The 15,879-nt window shown below is 34.7% G+C and carries 17 protein-coding genes; 12 read left to right on the forward strand and 5 right to left on the reverse strand.

What is annotated here, in order from left to right; translation table 11 throughout:
• The first annotated feature begins 226 nt into the window (after positions 1 to 226).
• Positions 227 to 433, forward strand: coding sequence for a hypothetical protein (locus tag TTHE_RS04110; RefSeq protein WP_196793657.1), 207 nt, complete (start codon positions 227 to 229; stop codon positions 431 to 433).
• A 39-nt stretch (positions 434 to 472) separates the two neighbouring features.
• Here TTHE_RS04110 and TTHE_RS04115 read toward each other — a convergent pair whose 3' ends face one another.
• The gene (locus TTHE_RS04115) at positions 473 to 1,348 is read right to left on the reverse strand and encodes a nitroreductase family protein (RefSeq protein ID WP_013297340.1); all 876 of its coding nucleotides are present in this window, start codon (positions 1,346 to 1,348) and stop codon (positions 473 to 475) included.
• A 333-nt stretch (positions 1,349 to 1,681) separates the two neighbouring features.
• On the opposite strand from TTHE_RS04115, the gene TTHE_RS04120 reads away from it, so the two are divergent.
• The 3 genes from TTHE_RS04120 to TTHE_RS04130 all read left to right on the forward strand — a co-directional run bounded on the left by TTHE_RS04120 (position 1,682) and on the right by TTHE_RS04130 (position 3,402).
• Positions 1,682 to 2,581, forward strand: a complete 900-nt coding sequence (locus TTHE_RS04120; protein ID WP_013297341.1) for a DUF1848 domain-containing protein — start codon at positions 1,682 to 1,684, stop codon at positions 2,579 to 2,581.
• A 160-nt stretch (positions 2,582 to 2,741) separates the two neighbouring features.
• Positions 2,742 to 3,017: an AbrB/MazE/SpoVT family DNA-binding domain-containing protein gene (locus TTHE_RS04125; protein WP_013297342.1), complete on the forward strand. Its 276-nt coding sequence runs from the start codon at positions 2,742 to 2,744 to the stop codon at positions 3,015 to 3,017.
• The gene (locus TTHE_RS04130; protein ID WP_013297343.1) at positions 3,001 to 3,402 is read left to right on the forward strand and encodes a putative toxin-antitoxin system toxin component, PIN family; all 402 of its coding nucleotides are present in this window, start codon (positions 3,001 to 3,003) and stop codon (positions 3,400 to 3,402) included. The genes TTHE_RS04125 and TTHE_RS04130 overlap by 17 nt, the downstream gene beginning before the upstream one ends.
• Positions 3,403 to 3,439: 37 nt before the next feature.
• Here the strand turns inward: TTHE_RS04130 and TTHE_RS04135 are convergent, their stop codons facing one another.
• A complete protein-coding gene (locus tag TTHE_RS04135; protein ID WP_013297344.1) occupies positions 3,440 to 4,405 on the reverse strand; it encodes a small ribosomal subunit Rsm22 family protein in 966 nt (321 codons plus the stop codon).
• 122 nt (positions 4,406 to 4,527) lie between these two features.
• On the opposite strand from TTHE_RS04135, the gene TTHE_RS04140 reads away from it, so the two are divergent.
• From TTHE_RS04140 to TTHE_RS04150, 3 genes are read left to right on the forward strand one after another with little or no spacing between them, the layout of a single operon-like run.
• On the forward strand, positions 4,528 to 6,867 hold the full coding sequence (locus TTHE_RS04140; protein ID WP_013297345.1) for a helicase C-terminal domain-containing protein: 2,340 nt from the start codon (positions 4,528 to 4,530) through the stop codon (positions 6,865 to 6,867).
• Positions 6,867 to 7,547, forward strand: coding sequence for a 4'-phosphopantetheinyl transferase family protein (locus tag TTHE_RS04145; protein ID WP_013297346.1), 681 nt, complete (start codon positions 6,867 to 6,869; stop codon positions 7,545 to 7,547). Before TTHE_RS04140 ends, TTHE_RS04145 begins: the two co-directional genes overlap by 1 nt.
• Before the next feature lie 39 nt (positions 7,548 to 7,586).
• Positions 7,587 to 8,360 carry an alpha/beta hydrolase gene (locus TTHE_RS04150; protein ID WP_013297347.1) on the forward strand — a complete coding sequence of 258 codons (774 nt, stop codon included), beginning with the start codon at positions 7,587 to 7,589 and terminating at the stop codon, positions 8,358 to 8,360.
• Between the two features lie 33 nt (positions 8,361 to 8,393).
• Here TTHE_RS04150 and pepT read toward each other — a convergent pair whose 3' ends face one another.
• The 3 genes from pepT to TTHE_RS04165 form a co-directional block, all read right to left on the reverse strand.
• Positions 8,394 to 9,620, reverse strand: coding sequence for a peptidase T (gene pepT / locus TTHE_RS04155; RefSeq protein WP_013297348.1), 1,227 nt, complete (start codon positions 9,618 to 9,620; stop codon positions 8,394 to 8,396).
• Between the two features lie 93 nt (positions 9,621 to 9,713).
• Complete coding sequence (gene rpsD, locus TTHE_RS04160; protein WP_013297349.1) at positions 9,714 to 10,310, reverse strand: 30S ribosomal protein S4; 597 nt, start codon at positions 10,308 to 10,310, stop codon at positions 9,714 to 9,716.
• 150 nt (positions 10,311 to 10,460) lie between these two features.
• Positions 10,461 to 10,958, reverse strand: coding sequence for a nitroreductase family protein (locus tag TTHE_RS04165; RefSeq protein WP_013297350.1), 498 nt, complete (start codon positions 10,956 to 10,958; stop codon positions 10,461 to 10,463).
• 124 nt (positions 10,959 to 11,082) lie between these two features.
• On the opposite strand from TTHE_RS04165, the gene TTHE_RS04170 reads away from it, so the two are divergent.
• From TTHE_RS04170 to rsxC, 5 genes are all read left to right on the forward strand, one after another.
• Positions 11,083 to 11,583 (forward strand): hypothetical protein, encoded by a 501-nt coding sequence (locus tag TTHE_RS04170; protein WP_013297351.1) that lies wholly within the window; start codon positions 11,083 to 11,085, stop codon positions 11,581 to 11,583.
• 33 nt (positions 11,584 to 11,616) lie between these two features.
• Positions 11,617 to 12,114: an HD domain-containing protein gene (locus TTHE_RS04175; protein WP_041587535.1), complete on the forward strand. Its 498-nt coding sequence runs from the start codon at positions 11,617 to 11,619 to the stop codon at positions 12,112 to 12,114.
• A 64-nt stretch (positions 12,115 to 12,178) separates the two neighbouring features.
• On the forward strand, positions 12,179 to 13,534 hold the full coding sequence (locus tag TTHE_RS04180; RefSeq protein ID WP_013297353.1) for a glucose-6-phosphate isomerase: 1,356 nt from the start codon (positions 12,179 to 12,181) through the stop codon (positions 13,532 to 13,534).
• 108 nt (positions 13,535 to 13,642) lie between these two features.
• A complete protein-coding gene (locus TTHE_RS04185) occupies positions 13,643 to 14,446 on the forward strand; it encodes a sugar phosphate isomerase/epimerase family protein (RefSeq protein ID WP_013297354.1) in 804 nt (267 codons plus the stop codon).
• A 58-nt stretch (positions 14,447 to 14,504) separates the two neighbouring features.
• A complete protein-coding gene (rsxC, locus tag TTHE_RS04190; RefSeq protein WP_013297355.1) occupies positions 14,505 to 15,830 on the forward strand; it encodes an electron transport complex subunit RsxC in 1,326 nt (441 codons plus the stop codon).
• Positions 15,831 to 15,879 lie beyond the last annotated feature (49 nt).

Here is a 15,879-nt window from a genome sequence, read left to right on the forward strand (position 1 = left end):
GTGAATAACAGTAGGCAACGGTCTATGAAGTAGGAAGCTTCATCCTCTATAGGATGGAGTAGGTTCACCAATACAAAATTGCCTGGTCGTGACCTCAACATCTATTCAACATCTCAGTGTGCCGTATATGCAATAGATAAGTATTATTTTTATATTTTAAGTCAACAAATCTGCAGCTTGAAAAAGAAATAAAAATTGATCAAATGAGAACAAAATTTCATTGCGAATGCTTCACATGAGCTTAAAACACGATAAGCCTCTTATAAGTGGATATGTAGAAGCAATAGAAGATAAAATTGCAGAAGGTGAAAAGGCTAACAGAAATCTTGATATCATTTTGGATGAAACTAAACAAATGAGCAGTCTTGTATATTCAATGCTCGATTTACCGGTTCTTGACCAAGGGAATCATCAAACAGACTATGTGTGGTAAATTTATTAAATATTAGAGGCTGTAAAAATAAAAACGTAATTATTTCACATCCAGTCTATTAATGTGAAATGTTTCATCTAGAAAATCAAAGCCTTGTTCTTTGAAAAAGTTCCATATCCACTGATTCATTCCTATCATTTCTATAGGATTGTAATGAAGACCGAATAATTTTTGAGCTGGATTTATGTAGCCATTTTTTTCAACATTTGCTTTCACTTTGTCTGCAAAGTCTTTTCCTCCAACCATTGAAGCGATATTGTAAAGTTCATCTATCAAATAGCTATTTTTGTCATTGATGTATGTGTTGTTATTTTGGTATTTTTCTTCATAATATCTTTCAATTTTGTCATCGTTTAATTTCTTGTACTTCTCGTCAAAAATGACTGCATCTTTTTGAAGCTTTTTTCTGGAATTTAGCGTACCTTTTACATTTCCAAGGCACATAGCGAGAACAGGGATTGTAAGCTCTGGCAACTCTAAAAGCTCTTTTATTTCCTCATAGCGTAGATTCGGCGTACCTAAGTAAACACTGCCTATACCTTTTAAAGTGCATGCACATTCAATGCTTTGTGCAACACACATTACATCCTCTAAAGAGATGATAAATTCCAAAAAAGATCTGTTCCGCCCGTAAGGCGCCTTATTTATTTCGCACCATCTTTTCTGCTTATAAAAATCCAAAAGAAATACTAAAACAGTATCAGACTTTTCAATAAAATTTTGTCCGAGCAAATCTTTAAGCTTTGATTTTCTATCTTTGTCCCTTATTTTAATTATAGTGCATGGCTGAGTATTGCCTCCACTGGCGGCATTTAAACCAACTTCTAATATGTCATTTAAAACATCATCGTCGATGGGGATATCAGAAAAATTTCTGCAGCTTCTCCTATTCTTCAATAAGTCAATTGCATCCATCTGCCAATCCTCCTATTATCCTTTAAAACAAATTGTTGCGTAGCACTATACTATTTATAGTACTATATTAACGCTAAAGTCAAGTATTTTCTTTAATAAGTTTTTATAAACTAATGATTGATGAGAAAGATAACTATTTAAAGACTGACTTATTACATGGATTTCATGATTTGAGAAGATATTTTAAATTGACAAAGGCTATAATGAAAAGTATAATTCTTTTACAAGGTAAAAACACAGATTTGAGTAGCAGTTTGTATGCAATATGTTGGAAATTATAAGAAGTATGTAATTTGTTATCACAGCGGTCTTTATAAAAAGGAAGGTTAATGTATGATAATAAGTGCAAGCAGAAGGACGGATATACCTGCGTTTTACAGCGATTGGTTTTACAATAGAATTAAAGAAGGCTATGTTTTGGTTAGGAATCCTTTTAATTTACATTATGTAAGCAAGGTACCTTTATCTTTGGAATTAGTTGATTGCTTTGTGTTTTGGAGTAAAAATCCGGCGAATATGATTGATAATCTTCAAATTATTGATAGATATCCATATTATTTTCAGTTTACGTTGAATCCTTATGATGATAAAGTTGAGAAAAATGTCCCGAAGAAATCGGAAATAATAGATACATTTAGGAGATTATCAGATAAAATAGGACCCAATAGGGTTATCTGGAGATACGATCCTATCATTATAACTGAAGCTATTAGCGAGGAATATCACTATAAATATTTTGAAGTATTGGCATCGAAGCTTCAAGATTATACATCAAAGTGTATCATAAGCTTTGTGGATTTTTACCCTAAAGCAAAGAAAGGCCTTGGGACGATAGGCGCTTTTGACATTAGCGATGAAGATAAAATAAGGATAGCCAAAAGGATTGGAGAAATTGCAGAAGCGTATTCTCTCAAAATTGAAACATGCGCAGAAGAAATAGATTTGTCTCAATTTGGAATAGAGCATGGAAAATGCATCGATCCTAATCTGATTAAGGAAATTTCTGGACGTAATATTAAGGATGGAAAAGACAAAAATCAAAGAAAAGCATGTGGTTGTGCCTCTAGTGTGGATATAGGAGCTTATAATACGTGTATGCATAGGTGTATCTATTGCTATGCAAATTACAGTAGCAATGTTGTCAATGACAATATGACTAGGTATGATGTCAATTCTCCATTATTGTGCAGCAGTATAACAGATGAGGATGTAATAGCGGAAAAAAACAGTTAGTTATTTTACATCAAGCTTGTTTACATGAAATGAGTTGTCGTGAAAGTGAAATCACTGCTCTTTGAAAAAATTCCAATCCACTGATTCATTTCTGAAAGTTGATATTTTTACATAAAAAGAATATAATATTAGTAAGGAAAGTAAGGAATGGGTGTGGAAGATGGAAATTGCAAAAGTTACTAGTAAAGGCCAAATTACGATTCCTATTGATATTCGCAAGAAGCTTAATCTTAAAGACGGTGATAAAGTAATTTTTATTGAAGAAGGTGATAAAATTATTTTTGCTAATGCTGCAAAGGTAGCTTTTATGAACATTCAAAAAGCTTTTGAAGGTGAGGCCGAACGACTTGGTTTGAAAAATGAGCAGGATGTAGTGGATATGGTAAATGAAATAAGAGAAGAAATGTGGAAAGAACGTTATGAGAATAATGATTGATACAAATGTTCTTATTTTAATTTTTCTTTTTCCTACATCCAGAATGAAAAAATTAGTCGACATTATTACAGATCAACATACTATTGTATTGCCATCATATGTTATTGATGAGCTTAAGATGGTAATCAGACGAAAATTTCCTGCAAAATACCAAGACTTAGACACATTTCTTTCAGAATTGCCTTTTGAGTATACTTATACAATTGAAAAAATATATATACACAAATATCCAGATATTCGCGATAAAAAAGATTTGCCTGTTCTGGTGTCGGCTATCACAGAAGATGTAGATGTTTTAATTACAGGTGATAAAGATTTTTATGATTTGAAGATTGAAAAGCCGGAGATACTTACACCAGCAAAATTTGTCGAGAAATACAACTGAGAAGAGCTATTAAAGTTTATTGGCAACATGCGTTTTTTCATTCAAAAGCAGAACCCCATCTCATATTTCTGGCTTTCTTATAAATATCTCCATGGCTTTTTGTGACCGTGACTTTCTTGATGCTATCCTTTGTGCACAAATCCAATATTATGTGGCCTTTTCTTATCTGCGGATGTCTTATGATTCTGCTTTTTATTGTTTTGCAAGGCTTTTTTGACACACAAATGTACGAAAATTTTTCATCCTCGTATGGAAGTTCGCCATTTTTAACCTTTCTGTGCAAGCTTGTTCGCTGTATGCGCGAGGAAAAGTGGCACCAATCATTATCTTTTATGGGACATTTTTTATCATGCGGACAGGGTGCGATTACATGCGCACCAAGCGATATCAGAGCTTCCCGGGCTCTTTTTATCCTAGAAAAGCCGATTTTAGTTCCTGGCTCTATAATGATCAGTATATCATTAGCACTTTCCCACAGTTTTTTTATTATTTTACTCTGTACATCTTCATTTAGCTCACCAATGGAATACGATGCAATGACGATATCGTGTCTGTGAGCGTCAAATGATCTATTTAAATCTATTTTTAGCCACTTTGCGTTTTTGATAGAATCATAATGTGAATTAGAAGATAACTTTTTGCCGATATTTATCATGTTTTCGTCTTTTTCCAGAAGCGTTATTTGATCAATATCATGCCATATAGCAGTTGCCGCCCACATGGCTGTTCCAGGGCCTGCCCCTACATCTAAAAGAGATTTTGGGCGAAAATCATTATATACTTCTTTTACATGATTTAAAACAGTGTATATTGCGCCGTACGTAGCAGGCATCCTGTATACGACATAAGCGATTGTTTCATCATATCCGTTTAAAAATTTATCAGAATAGTTTTTATCACGGTATCGCTTAGAAATATCCGAAACTAAAGCTGCTAATTTATTTGTAGGTATAGCTTCTGTTTCGTTTTCTATGGCAGTGATAAGTTCTAATGGTAGTTCCATTTACATAAACAATCCTTTCTATTAGTGTTCAATTTATATTATACCATCAAACATAATTTTATGTTATAATTCAACTCAAGAACCGTCCTTGGTTGGATGGACTTTATGAAAGGCTGGATGTAATGATTAAAGAGAAGATAAAAGTTTCAGTTAGAGACTTGGTAGAGTTTATATTGCGCAGTGGTGATTTAAACAGTGAGTTTGTCGGAAACGGCAATAGAAGAGCGCTAGAAGGGGCAAGGATTCATAGAAAGATACAGAAATCTAAAAATGAAAATTATACGAAAGAAGTCTCATTAAAGTACGAAGCAGAGTACGATGATTTTATCCTTGCTGTTGAAGGCCGTGCGGATGGCATCATTATTGAAAACGGCAATGTTACGATAGACGAAATAAAAACTACAAATGCTCAACTAAATGACATTGATGATAATTACAATCCGCTACATTTGGCACAGGCAAAATGCTATGCTTATATATACTCTATTCAGAACGATTTGGTTGCGATAAATATTCAACTAACGTATTATCAGATTGATAATGATGAGATTAAATATTTGAGATACACGTATTCTATAGATGAGCTAAAAGCATTTTTTGAAGATCTTTTAAAAAAGTTTTACAACTGGGCAATGATATCATACAGTTGGATAAATGAAAGAAACAGCTCCATAGAGAAGATAGATTTTCCTTATAAAAATTACAGGAAAGGTCAGAGAAAGCTAGCCGTAACTGTCTACAGGACGATTGAAAGAGAGAAAAAACTCTTTGTACAAGCGCCTACCGGAATAGGTAAAACAATATCTACAATTTTTCCATCGATAAAGGCTATGAGGGAAGGGATGACGTCAAAGATATTTTATCTGACGGCTAAAACAATTGCTGGTACTGTTGCAGATGAGACGTTTAAGATGCTAAGGGATAAGGGGCTAAGAATTAAGACGCTTGATATCACTGCAAAAGAGAAGATATGTTTAAATGAAAGGACTGAATGCACCCCTGAGTCATGCCCATACGCAAAAGGCCATTATGATAGGATAAACGATGCTATAATGGATATGATTTTAAATGAAGATGATTTTAGCAGGGCAAAAATTGAGGAGTATGCAAAAAAACATACGGTATGTCCATTTGAGTTTTCACTAGACTTATCTTTATGGTCTGATGTTGTAATCTGCGATTACAATTATGTTTTTGACCCAAATGTCGGGATAAAAAGATTTTTTCAAGATAAGAGCGATTTTACTCTACTTGTGGATGAAGCCCACAACCTTGTAGACAGGTCAAGGGAGATGTTTTCTGCAGAGCTTTTTAAAAAAGAGTTTTTATCATTAAAAAAGTCGATGCAAGGGAAAAGCAGTAAAATAGAGAAGGTATTATCGAAGATTAATTCTATTTTTCTTCAAATGAAAAAACAGTGCGGTGAAAATAATTTTTTTGTGGCGAAAGAAAAACAAGTTGCTTTGGATGGCTATTTAAGGCAGTTTATAGGTGAAGCTGAATTGTACCTTGTAAATAATAAAAAATCATCCAAATGCGATGAGCTTATAGATTTGTATTTTAAATCATTATCTTATTTGAAAATTTCTGATATGTATGATTCGTCATATATGACGTACGTAGAAAAAGATGGTGATGATGTAAAAATTAAGCTATTCTGCTTGGATCCGTCTAAATTATTAAGTCAAACGCTTCAGAAAGTCAGAGGGACAATATTTTTTTCTGCCACACTTCTTCCGATTACATACTATAAGTCGCTTTTAGGAGGGAGCCATGAAGATTACGCAATTTGCTTAGATTCACCTTTTGATACTAAAAACAGAATGATTCTTATAGCAGATGATGTATCTACAAAGTACAAAGATAGAGAAAATACGCGAGAAAAAGTAGCGGAGTATATTGATGCAGTTGTGTGGAAAAAGCCAGGGAATTATATTGTGTATTTTCCATCATATGAGTATATGAACATGATATATGAGATTTATAAAGATCGAGGAACGAACATGATAATCAAGCAGGAGAGCAGTATGAGTGAGGATGACAAAGAGAGTTTTTTAAAGATGTTTGAAGATGAGAAAAAGGGAATCATAGCCTTTTGCGTGCTAGGAGGTATCTTTTCGGAAGGCATTGATTTGAAGAATGATAGATTAATCGGCGTTATAATTGTAGGTGTCGGTCTTCCTCAAATATGTCTTGAAAGAGATATAATAAAAGACTACTTCGAAGAAAAGTATGGGCTTGGATATGAGTTTGCTTACCTTTATCCTGGCTTTAATAAAGTGATGCAATCAGCAGGTCGTGTTATTAGAACTGAGACTGATAGAGGTGTTATTTTGCTTATAGATGAAAGATTTTTGCATAAGAACTATATAAAATTATTTCCTAAGGAATGGTTTCCGTATATTAAAGTCAATAAAAATAATATAGAAGCATATCTTGACGGCTTTTGGAGGAATTTATAATGGTGGAAGTGTACGCTACAAAAATCACGAGAAATGTAGACGAAGAAGAATATAGTAAATTATTAGAGGCAGTGTCAGAAGAAAAGAGATGGAGAGTTAAAAAGATTAAGAAATTTGATGATGCACTGAGGACTCTTTTGGCAGAGGCAATGCTTCGAGTGACATTAGTAAAAGAATTTGGACTAAAAAACAGCGATATCGTATTTTATAAGAATGAGTTTGGGAAACCTTTTTTAAAAGGCAAAAATATATTTTTTAGTATATCCCATTCAGGAGAGTGGGCATCTATAGCTGTAGATTGTGATAATTTAGGCGTTGACATAGAGAAGGTAAGAGATATCAATTTAAATGTGGCAAAGCGTTTCTTTTCGATGGAAGAGTGTAATGATATGATGAAAAAGGATGATAAAATAGACTACTTTTTTACTCTTTGGACACTAAAAGAAAGCTATGTCAAGGCACTAGGCAAGGGACTTTATGTTCCATTAAAATCATTTACTGTAAAATTAGAAAAAGAAATTAAGCTTTATGGAGAAAATAAAAATAAGTTTTATTTTAAGCAGTTTAATATAGATGTTGGATATAAATTGGCAGTCTGTGCTCAGAATAATATGTTTCAAAATAATGTTAATGTCATAAAACAAGATGATTTATTAAATAATATTTTTAATTTTTTATGAAATATGGTATAATTTAGAAAAATGGGTGGAGGTGATATTATGCAAAAGTCTGTTGAACTGACATATGGATCTAGGACATTGAGGGGTATGATGCATATGCCAGACGGTACACATGGCAAAGCTCCTATGGTGGTTATGTTTCATGGGTTTACAGGCAATAAAGTTGAGTCACACTTTATTTTTGTAAAGTTGTCAAGAGAGTTGGAGAAGGTAGGCATAGGCAGTTTCCGCTTTGACTTCTACGGCTCAGGTGAAAGCGATGGAGACTTTATTGACATGACATTTAGCGGTGAAGTAGAAGATGCAAGACATATAGTAGAATTTGTAAAGAACGATCCTCTGACAGATGTCAATAATATCGGAATACTGGGTTTCAGCATGGGTGGTGCCATTGCTGCCATTATAGCAAAGGAATACAAAGACGTCGTAAAATCATTGGTACTCTGGGCTCCTGCTTTTAATATGAGAGATGCAATAATGCTTCAATCTCAGAGTGAAGCAGGAAATTTGCTTAATGAACATGGCTTTGTTGATATTGGTGGGTTCGCACTTGGGAAAGGATTTGTGCTTGACATAGCTGATATTGATATATTTGAGTCAGCGAAAGGGTATGACAAAGACGTGCTAATAGTTCACGGCACAAAAGATGAAGCTGTTCCGTATACTGTGTCTGAGGAGATTTTAAAGACAGTTTACAAAGAAAATGGACGTAGAATATCGATAGATGGATCAGATCATACATTTAGCAGGCTTGACTGGCAAAGGAAGGCTATCGATGAATCTGCTGCTTTTTTGAAAGAAAAGCTTAAATGAAATAGAGGGCCCAATAGTGAGCCCTTTTTAGATTTACTTTTCTGTCACAAGCTTTACTATATTCAATATAACTTCAACAGCTTTTTCCATCGCAAAAATAGGTATGTATTCATATTTGCCGTGAAAATTATGGCCTCCTGTAAATATATTAGGCGTTGGAAGCCCCATGTACGATAACCTTGCTCCATCAGTGCCGCCGCGGATAGGAGACACATCTGGTTTTACGCCTGCTTTCTCTATAGCTTTTAGTGCAATTTCAACTATACTCATGTCTTTTTCAATGATTTCTCTCATATTGTAATATTGGTCTTTTAAATCTATTTCTACTGTGCCTTCGCCGTATTTTTCATTTAATTTGTTTATCAAATTTAACAAGTAATTTTTGCGATTTTCAAAGTTTTCTTTGTCAAAATCCCTTATTATGTAGTACAAGTGTGTTTCTTCTACATTACCATTAAAATTATTTATGTGATAAAATCCCTCATATCCCTCTGTATTTTCCGGTGTTTCTTCCAGCGGCAGCATTGAAGCAAGCTCTACTCCTATTAAAACAGAGTTTTTCATTTTGCCTTTTGCTGTTCCCGGATGTACATTTCGGCCGTGTATTATTATTTTTGCAGATGCTGCATTGAAGTTTTCATATTCCAATTCACCCAATTTTCCACCATCGATTGTATAAGCAAAATCAGCCCCGAATTTTTTTACGTCAAATTTGTCTGCACCGCGTCCGATTTCTTCGTCTGGCGTTATACATACTTTTATAGTCCCGTGTTTTATTTCAGGATGTGATATGAGGTATTCATAGGCGGTTACTATTTCAGCAATTCCAGCCTTATCATCGGCACCAAGCAGTGTTGTACCATCTGTCGTGATCAGTGTTTTTCCTATGTAGTCTTTTAATTCTGGAAAATCACTTGGCGACAAAACGATATTCTTATCCTTGTTTAATATTATGTCTTTGCCATCGTAGTTTTCGATTATCTGCGGATTTACATTTTTTCCAGACATATCAGGGCTTGTGTCCATGTGTGATATAAAGCCTACTACTGGTATTTTCCTATCAATATTAGATGGTACAGTTCCCATTACATATCCATTTTCATCGACGGATACGTCTGTAAGCCCGATAGCTTTTAATTCAGCAGCCAAGTCTTTGGCAAAAACCATTTGCCCATCTGTACTAGGGCATTTTGAAGAGTTTTCATCTGATGTTGTTTCATACTTTACGTATTTTAAAAATCGATGAGCGACGTTTTGCAATATACCCCTTCTTTCTTAAAATTTTCTAAAATTATTTTATCACTTATAAGAAAAATTTAAAAGAAATAAAGCCTGGGTTACCGTTACCAGGCTTTAGTAAAATTCTACTAATAAATGGTCGTCAATTTCTACAGGAATTTCGCTTCTTCTTGGCAATTTAATTAATTTGCCTTCCATTTTATCCACATCGACATTGATATATGGTGGAATATCATTTGTGCCGATGCTTTGTTTTATAAGGGGCATATTTTTACTTTTTTCTTTAACGGAGACGACGTCTCCGACATTTACCTCATAAGATGGGATATTTACTTTTTTGCCATTTACTAAAATATGGCCATGCGAAACGAGCTGACGTGCAGAGTATATTGTAGGAGCAAAGCCCATCCTGTATACAATATTGTCAAGGCGCCTTTCAAGAAGTGAAAGAAGTTTTTCGCTTGTCGGTTCCTTGCTTTTTAGTGCTTTTTCAAAATACCTTCTATACTGTCTTTCCTTAACGTTGTAGATTGATTTGAGCTTTTGTTTTTCAAGAAGTCTTCTACCGTATTCAGAAAGCTTTTTGCCTCTAGCTAGCCCATGCTGTCCAGGAGCGTACGGCCGCTTTAACGAAGGACATTTTGGACTACCGCATAGGGGATGTCCTACAATTCTGCACATTCTATGCTTTGGTACTATTGTTCTTGCCAACTGCTCACCTCCATTTTATAATGATAATCATTATCAATTAATCACATTCAATTATATAGTCTGAAATAAAATTTATCAAGTATTTTTCTTAAGTATATTTTTATCAAAGAACAAAAAAATATACAAAAACCCGGCATTAAGCCGAGTTTTTTAAAATTTTTCCCAGTGCAGTACGTCGCTTAAAGATTTTTTATTTCTTGGAGACGGATTTTGCGTACTGTAGCCTAAAGCAATAATTGAGATCATTCTAAGGTTTGATGGAACATTTAAATATTCATTTATGTCTTTTTCATATGTCCGATCATACCCTGCTACCCAGCATGAAGAGATGCCGTATGCTTTTGCTGCAAGTATGATATTTTCAGTTGCTGCTGCACCATCTTCTAGATGGTGGATGTTTTCTTTTTCACAGTATACAACTACACATGCTGCAGCATCTTTAATAAATTTGCCGTATGTAGCCTTTTCAGAAATATACTTAAGAGTTTCCTTGTCAGTTACAACGACGAAATGCCAAGGTTGAACATTGTTTGCAGATGGAGCAAGTCTTCCGCAGTCAATAATATCTTCCAGTATGTTTTTTGGAATTGGTTTATCTTCAAAAGATCTTACAGCTCTTCTTTGCTTTAATACTTCTAATGCATCCATATAAAACACCTCCATTTAATATTATAACCACTAAAAAAACAATTTCAAAATTTGGTTAAATATTTATTGACGGTAAAATATGAATATGTAAAAATATTGTTATAATGAGAGGGGGAGATATGGAATGGGTAGTATTGAAGGTAGGATAGGTGGCGTCTTTGCGGGATATGACATATATGCACTCGTAGAAGACGGAAAAATTGACGGAAGAATCGGAGGTTCAGTGATTGGAGACGATATAGACATAAAGTATTCTATGACAGATGGCAACATCAATGGAAGATTTGGAGGAGCTATTTTTGGTAAAGATATAACAGGTAGCATTGGAAATGATTTTGTTAATGCGAGAATTGGCGGCAGCATCGATGGACATGACTTGAACCTTCACTATGATGGAAATACAGTTTACGGCAGGTGTGGAGGCGCTGTTGGTGGATTTGATGTCATTATAAATTTCCAAGGGTCTACCGCAACAGGAAGGCTAGGTGGTACAATTGACGGCTTTGACGTTGAGTGCCAATGTGTAGATGTAGAGCCAATAGTGTCAGCCGTGGTAATTGCATCAGCATATTATCTTTACAAGAAAAAACAGAATCACAGTTCTTCAGGTGGAGGCACTAATTAATTGAATTTAACTAAACTTATAGGAGATGATATTATGTCGAGATTAAAATATATTATGGAACTTAAAGATTATTACGGCATTGACTTAAAAAGAATAAACCATGCATTAAAAGTGCTTAGCTTTGCTGACAGAATAGTGGATGGCGAAAATATTACTGATGAAAAAATCAAGAAGATCGTGTATATTACCGCAATTTTGCATGATATCGGCATCAAAAAAGCTGAAGAAAAATATGGTAGCTCATCCGGAAGATATCAGGAAATAGAGGGACCGGCCATTGCAAGAGAGATTATGCGGAAAAACAATGAGGACGAGGGTATAATAGAAAGAGTATGTTATATTATAGGTGGTCATCATACGGCATCTAAAAATGATGGACTTGATTTTCAGATAATATGGGAATCTGATCTTCTGGTAAATATAGAAGAGGATGAATTGTATAAAGATAGAGAAAAGGTCAGCAATATTGTAGAAAAGAATTTTAAGACAAAGACAGGCAAAAACATTGCAGGTGACTTGTTTCTAAGTTAAAGCTTGATAATATAATTTATATAGTATAAAATATGAGATGTAAAATAAGATTGGAGGTTTACATATGACAAATGTATTAAACTTTGACTATTCCAATGCGTTGAATTTTGTAAATGAGCATGAAATATCATATCTAGAGAAACAGGCGCAATTATCACTTGATATGGTGCTAAATAAGACTGCGCAGGGAAGCGATTTCCTTGGTTGGGTTGATTTGCCGAGGGATTACGACAAGGAAGAATTTGCTCGAATCAAAAAAGCTGCAGAGAAAATAAGATCTGATTCAGATGCACTTGTCGTAATCGGAATTGGTGGTTCGTACTTAGGCGCAAGGGCAGCTATTGAGATGCTTACACATTCATTTTACAATATTTTGCCACAATCAGTTAGAAAGGCGCCAGAAATATATTTTGCAGGAAACAGCATAAGCTCTACATACCTTCAAGATTTATTAGAAGTTCTGGATGGCAAAGATGTATCTATAAACGTCATATCAAAGTCTGGTACTACTACAGAACCTGCTATTGCATTTCGAGTCTTCAGGGATTTTCTAGAAAAGAAATATGGAAAAGAAGAAGCTAAATCTAGGATATATGTCACAACAGATAGAAAAAAGGGTGCTCTTAAAAAACTGGCGGATGAAGAAGGCTATGAGACATTTGTGATTCCTGATGATGTAGGTGGCAGATATTCCGTTCTGACGGCAGTAGGACTCCTTCCTATAGCAGCTTCAGGCATTGACATTGATGAAATGATGAAAGGTGCATATGACGCATCATTAATTTTCAAAAAACCTGATATAAAAGACAATTTAAGCATGCAGTATGCTGTACTTAGAAATGCGCTTTATAGGAAGGGCAAATCTGTTGAAATTTTAGTAAACTATGAGCCGAGGCTTCACTATTTTTCCGAATGGTGGAAACAGCTTTTTGGAGAAAGTGAAGGCAAGGACCACAAAGGAATATATCCTGCATCAGTAGATTTTTCGACGGATCTTCATTCCATGGGGCAATTTATACAAGATGGAAGCAGGATAATGTTTGAGACGGTTATAAATGTAGAAAAACCGCTAAAAGAAATAACGATAGACGAAGACAAGGACAATGTAGATGGACTTAATTTCCTGGCTGGAAATACGATAGATTTTGTCAATAAGAAAGCTTTTCAAGGCACGGTACTTGCTCACAATGATGGCGGCGTGCCAAATCTAATAGTGAATGTTCCAGAGATATCTGCATACAACTTTGGATATCTGGTTTACTTCTTTGAGATGGCTTGCGGCATAAGCGGATACTTAAATGGAGTAAATCCGTTTGACCAACCTGGAGTAGAAGCATATAAGAAAAATATGTTTGCGCTTTTAGGCAAACCTGGTTATGAGAAAGAAAAAGAAGAATTGGAAAAAAGGCTTAAAAGGTGACAAAAAGGATATGTCTATAAGGCATATCCTTTAAATTTATGTTTTTCTGAAAAAAATTTCTAGTATAATATTAAGTAGTTATTGTTAAGATTTTAGGATGGTGATCAAATGGAAGTTGGCATATCGACTGCTTGCTTTTACCCGGATTATCTTACAGAAGAAACTATTCCGATCATTGGAAATATGGGTATTAAAAAAGTTGAAGTTTTTTTAGAATCTTACAGTGAGTATGATGAAGATTTTTGCAAAGAGATGAAAGATAACCTTGATAAATATGAAATCGAGGTTAATTCTATACATGCCATAGGGACACAGTTTGAACCGCAGCTTTTCTCAGCAACATCGAGGCAAAGGAAGGATGCATCAAAGATGCTTCTAAAAGTGTTAAAAGCTGCCAAGATACTCGGCTCAAAGATCTATGTTTTTCATGGGCCGGCACTTAAAAAAGATACACTTCCTAATATAGATTTTGAGAAAATCGCAAAATATACAGATTATATAGCTGATACTTCCGGAGAATATGGAGTTAAATTTTCTTGGGAAAATGTTTATTGGTGCTGGTTTTCGTATCCTGAATTTGCAACATCCATAAAACAAGTCACAAACAGCAAAAATATATATTTTACCTTAGACATAAAACAGGCAATGAAAAGCAAAAAGGATCCCTTTGACTATCTTAAAACCATGGAAAAGCAGCTTACAAATGTCCATTTGTGTGATTACGATTTAAGTGGTGAATTGCATCTGCCTGGTAAAGGAAATTTTGATTTTAGGAGACTGTATAAAGAGTTAAAGAATATCGATTACAGAGGATCGCTTATAATGGAGGTGTACAGAAACAATTATAAAGATCGGAAAGAAGTGGTTGAAAGCATTGAGTATCTCAAAAGTATCTTTGAAAAATATAAATAATACCAGAGGCAAAAATCTTAATGAAGCAATTTAATTATTTTAAAAAGAGGTGTAAACATTGAAAACAAGGGAATATACATTTTTCGGTGGAATACATCCGAGATCTTATAAAGAATTATCTAATAAATATCCAATCGAAGAACATTTACCAAAATCACAAGTTATCATACCTTTGCAACAGCATATAGGTGCTCCATGCACACCATTGGTTAAAGTAAATGACTACGTTAAAGTCGGGCAAAAAATCGGTGAAGCGAATGGATTTGTTTCTGCTCCAGTACATTCTAGTGTATCGGGAAAGGTAGTTGCCATAGAAGATAGACCATCATCAAGCGGTAAGCTGGTAAAATCTATTGTTATTGAGTCAGATGGCGAATTTAATTATGATGACAATATTAAGCCAAATGAAGATATAGATAATTTAAAACCAGAAGAAATAAGGCAAATTGTCAGGGACGCTGGCATAGTAGGTATGGGTGGCGCTATGTTTCCAACTGCTGTTAAACTTAATCCACCTCCAGACAAAAAAATAGACATCGTCATTTTAAATGGTGCTGAATGTGAACCCTATTTGACGGCTGATCACCGTCTTATGCTGGAGAAACCTGTTGATATTGTACATGGGCTTTTAGCAATAATGAAAGCATTAGGGGCATCAAAAGGATATGTTGGGATAGAAGATAACAAACAAGATGCCATAAAGGAAATAAGAAAGGCCTGCAAAGAATATGCGGGTGTGGAGGTCGCCGTATTAAAAACAAAATATCCACAAGGTTCTGAAAAACATATTATAAAAGCGATAACTGGTAGAGAAATTCCTTCGGGTAAATTGCCTGCCGATATTGGCGTTGTTGTTGACAATGTAGGAACAGCTTTTGCTATTGCAGAGGCTATAAAATTTGGGAAACCACTTATAGAACGTGTTGTCACTGTAACTGGCGAAGGAATCATGACACCAAAAAATCTTCGTGTCAAGATTGGTACACCATTTAGGGAGCTAATAGAATGTTGTGGTGGATTCAAAGGCATTCCAGGAAAAGTGATATCTGGCGGACCAATGATGGGGATTGCACAGTATTCTATTGATGTGCCAGTTATTAAAGGTACGTCAGGAATTTTAGTATTACCGGAAGACAGGATAGCTTTAAAAGATCCCAAACCGTGTATTAAATGCGCAAGGTGTGTAGATGCATGTCCTATGAACTTATTACCACTTTTTATAAGCGCGTACTCCTTGAAAAATGATTTCAATAAATGTGAGGAATATCATGCACTTGATTGCATAGAATGTGGAAGCTGTTCTTATGTTTGCCCATCTAAAAGACCGCTTGTTGAATCAATCAGATTGGCAAAGCGTGAAATCTTAAGAAAACGAAAAAAGTAAGTTTTGGAGGTTGGTAATAATATATTAACTTGCAGGAGGTCATAAAAGA

The organism is Thermoanaerobacterium thermosaccharolyticum DSM 571, from assembly GCF_000145615.1.
In the GTDB taxonomy this organism is placed as follows: Bacteria; Bacillota; Thermoanaerobacteria; order Thermoanaerobacterales; family Thermoanaerobacteraceae; genus Thermoanaerobacterium; species Thermoanaerobacterium thermosaccharolyticum.

Bases quoted from the DNA above. Each gene is read 5' to 3' on its own strand.
- TTHE_RS04130 (WP_013297343.1), top strand. From the start codon at position 3,001: ATGAGAATAATGATTGATACAAATGTTCTTATTTTAATTTTTCTTTTT.
- TTHE_RS04120 (WP_013297341.1), top strand. From the start codon at position 1,682: ATGATAATAAGTGCAAGCAGAAGGACGGATATACCTGCGTTTTACAGC.
- TTHE_RS04125 (WP_013297342.1), top strand. From the start codon at position 2,742: ATGGAAATTGCAAAAGTTACTAGTAAAGGCCAAATTACGATTCCTATT.
- TTHE_RS04115 (WP_013297340.1), bottom strand. From the start codon at position 1,348: ATGGATGCAATTGACTTATTGAAGAATAGGAGAAGCTGCAGAAATTTT.
- TTHE_RS04145 (WP_013297346.1), top strand. From the start codon at position 6,867: ATGGTGGAAGTGTACGCTACAAAAATCACGAGAAATGTAGACGAAGAA.
- TTHE_RS04110 (WP_196793657.1), top strand. From the start codon at position 227: ATGCTTCACATGAGCTTAAAACACGATAAGCCTCTTATAAGTGGATAT.
- TTHE_RS04135 (WP_013297344.1), bottom strand. From the start codon at position 4,405: ATGGAACTACCATTAGAACTTATCACTGCCATAGAAAACGAAACAGAA.
- TTHE_RS04165 (WP_013297350.1), bottom strand. From the start codon at position 10,958: ATGGATGCATTAGAAGTATTAAAGCAAAGAAGAGCTGTAAGATCTTTT.
- TTHE_RS04140 (WP_013297345.1), top strand. From the start codon at position 4,528: ATGATTAAAGAGAAGATAAAAGTTTCAGTTAGAGACTTGGTAGAGTTT.
- TTHE_RS04150 (WP_013297347.1), top strand. From the start codon at position 7,587: ATGCAAAAGTCTGTTGAACTGACATATGGATCTAGGACATTGAGGGGT.
- TTHE_RS04185 (WP_013297354.1), top strand. From the start codon at position 13,643: ATGGAAGTTGGCATATCGACTGCTTGCTTTTACCCGGATTATCTTACA.
- TTHE_RS04175 (WP_041587535.1), top strand. From the start codon at position 11,617: ATGTCGAGATTAAAATATATTATGGAACTTAAAGATTATTACGGCATT.
- TTHE_RS04180 (WP_013297353.1), top strand. From the start codon at position 12,179: ATGACAAATGTATTAAACTTTGACTATTCCAATGCGTTGAATTTTGTA.
- TTHE_RS04170 (WP_013297351.1), top strand. From the start codon at position 11,083: ATGGGTAGTATTGAAGGTAGGATAGGTGGCGTCTTTGCGGGATATGAC.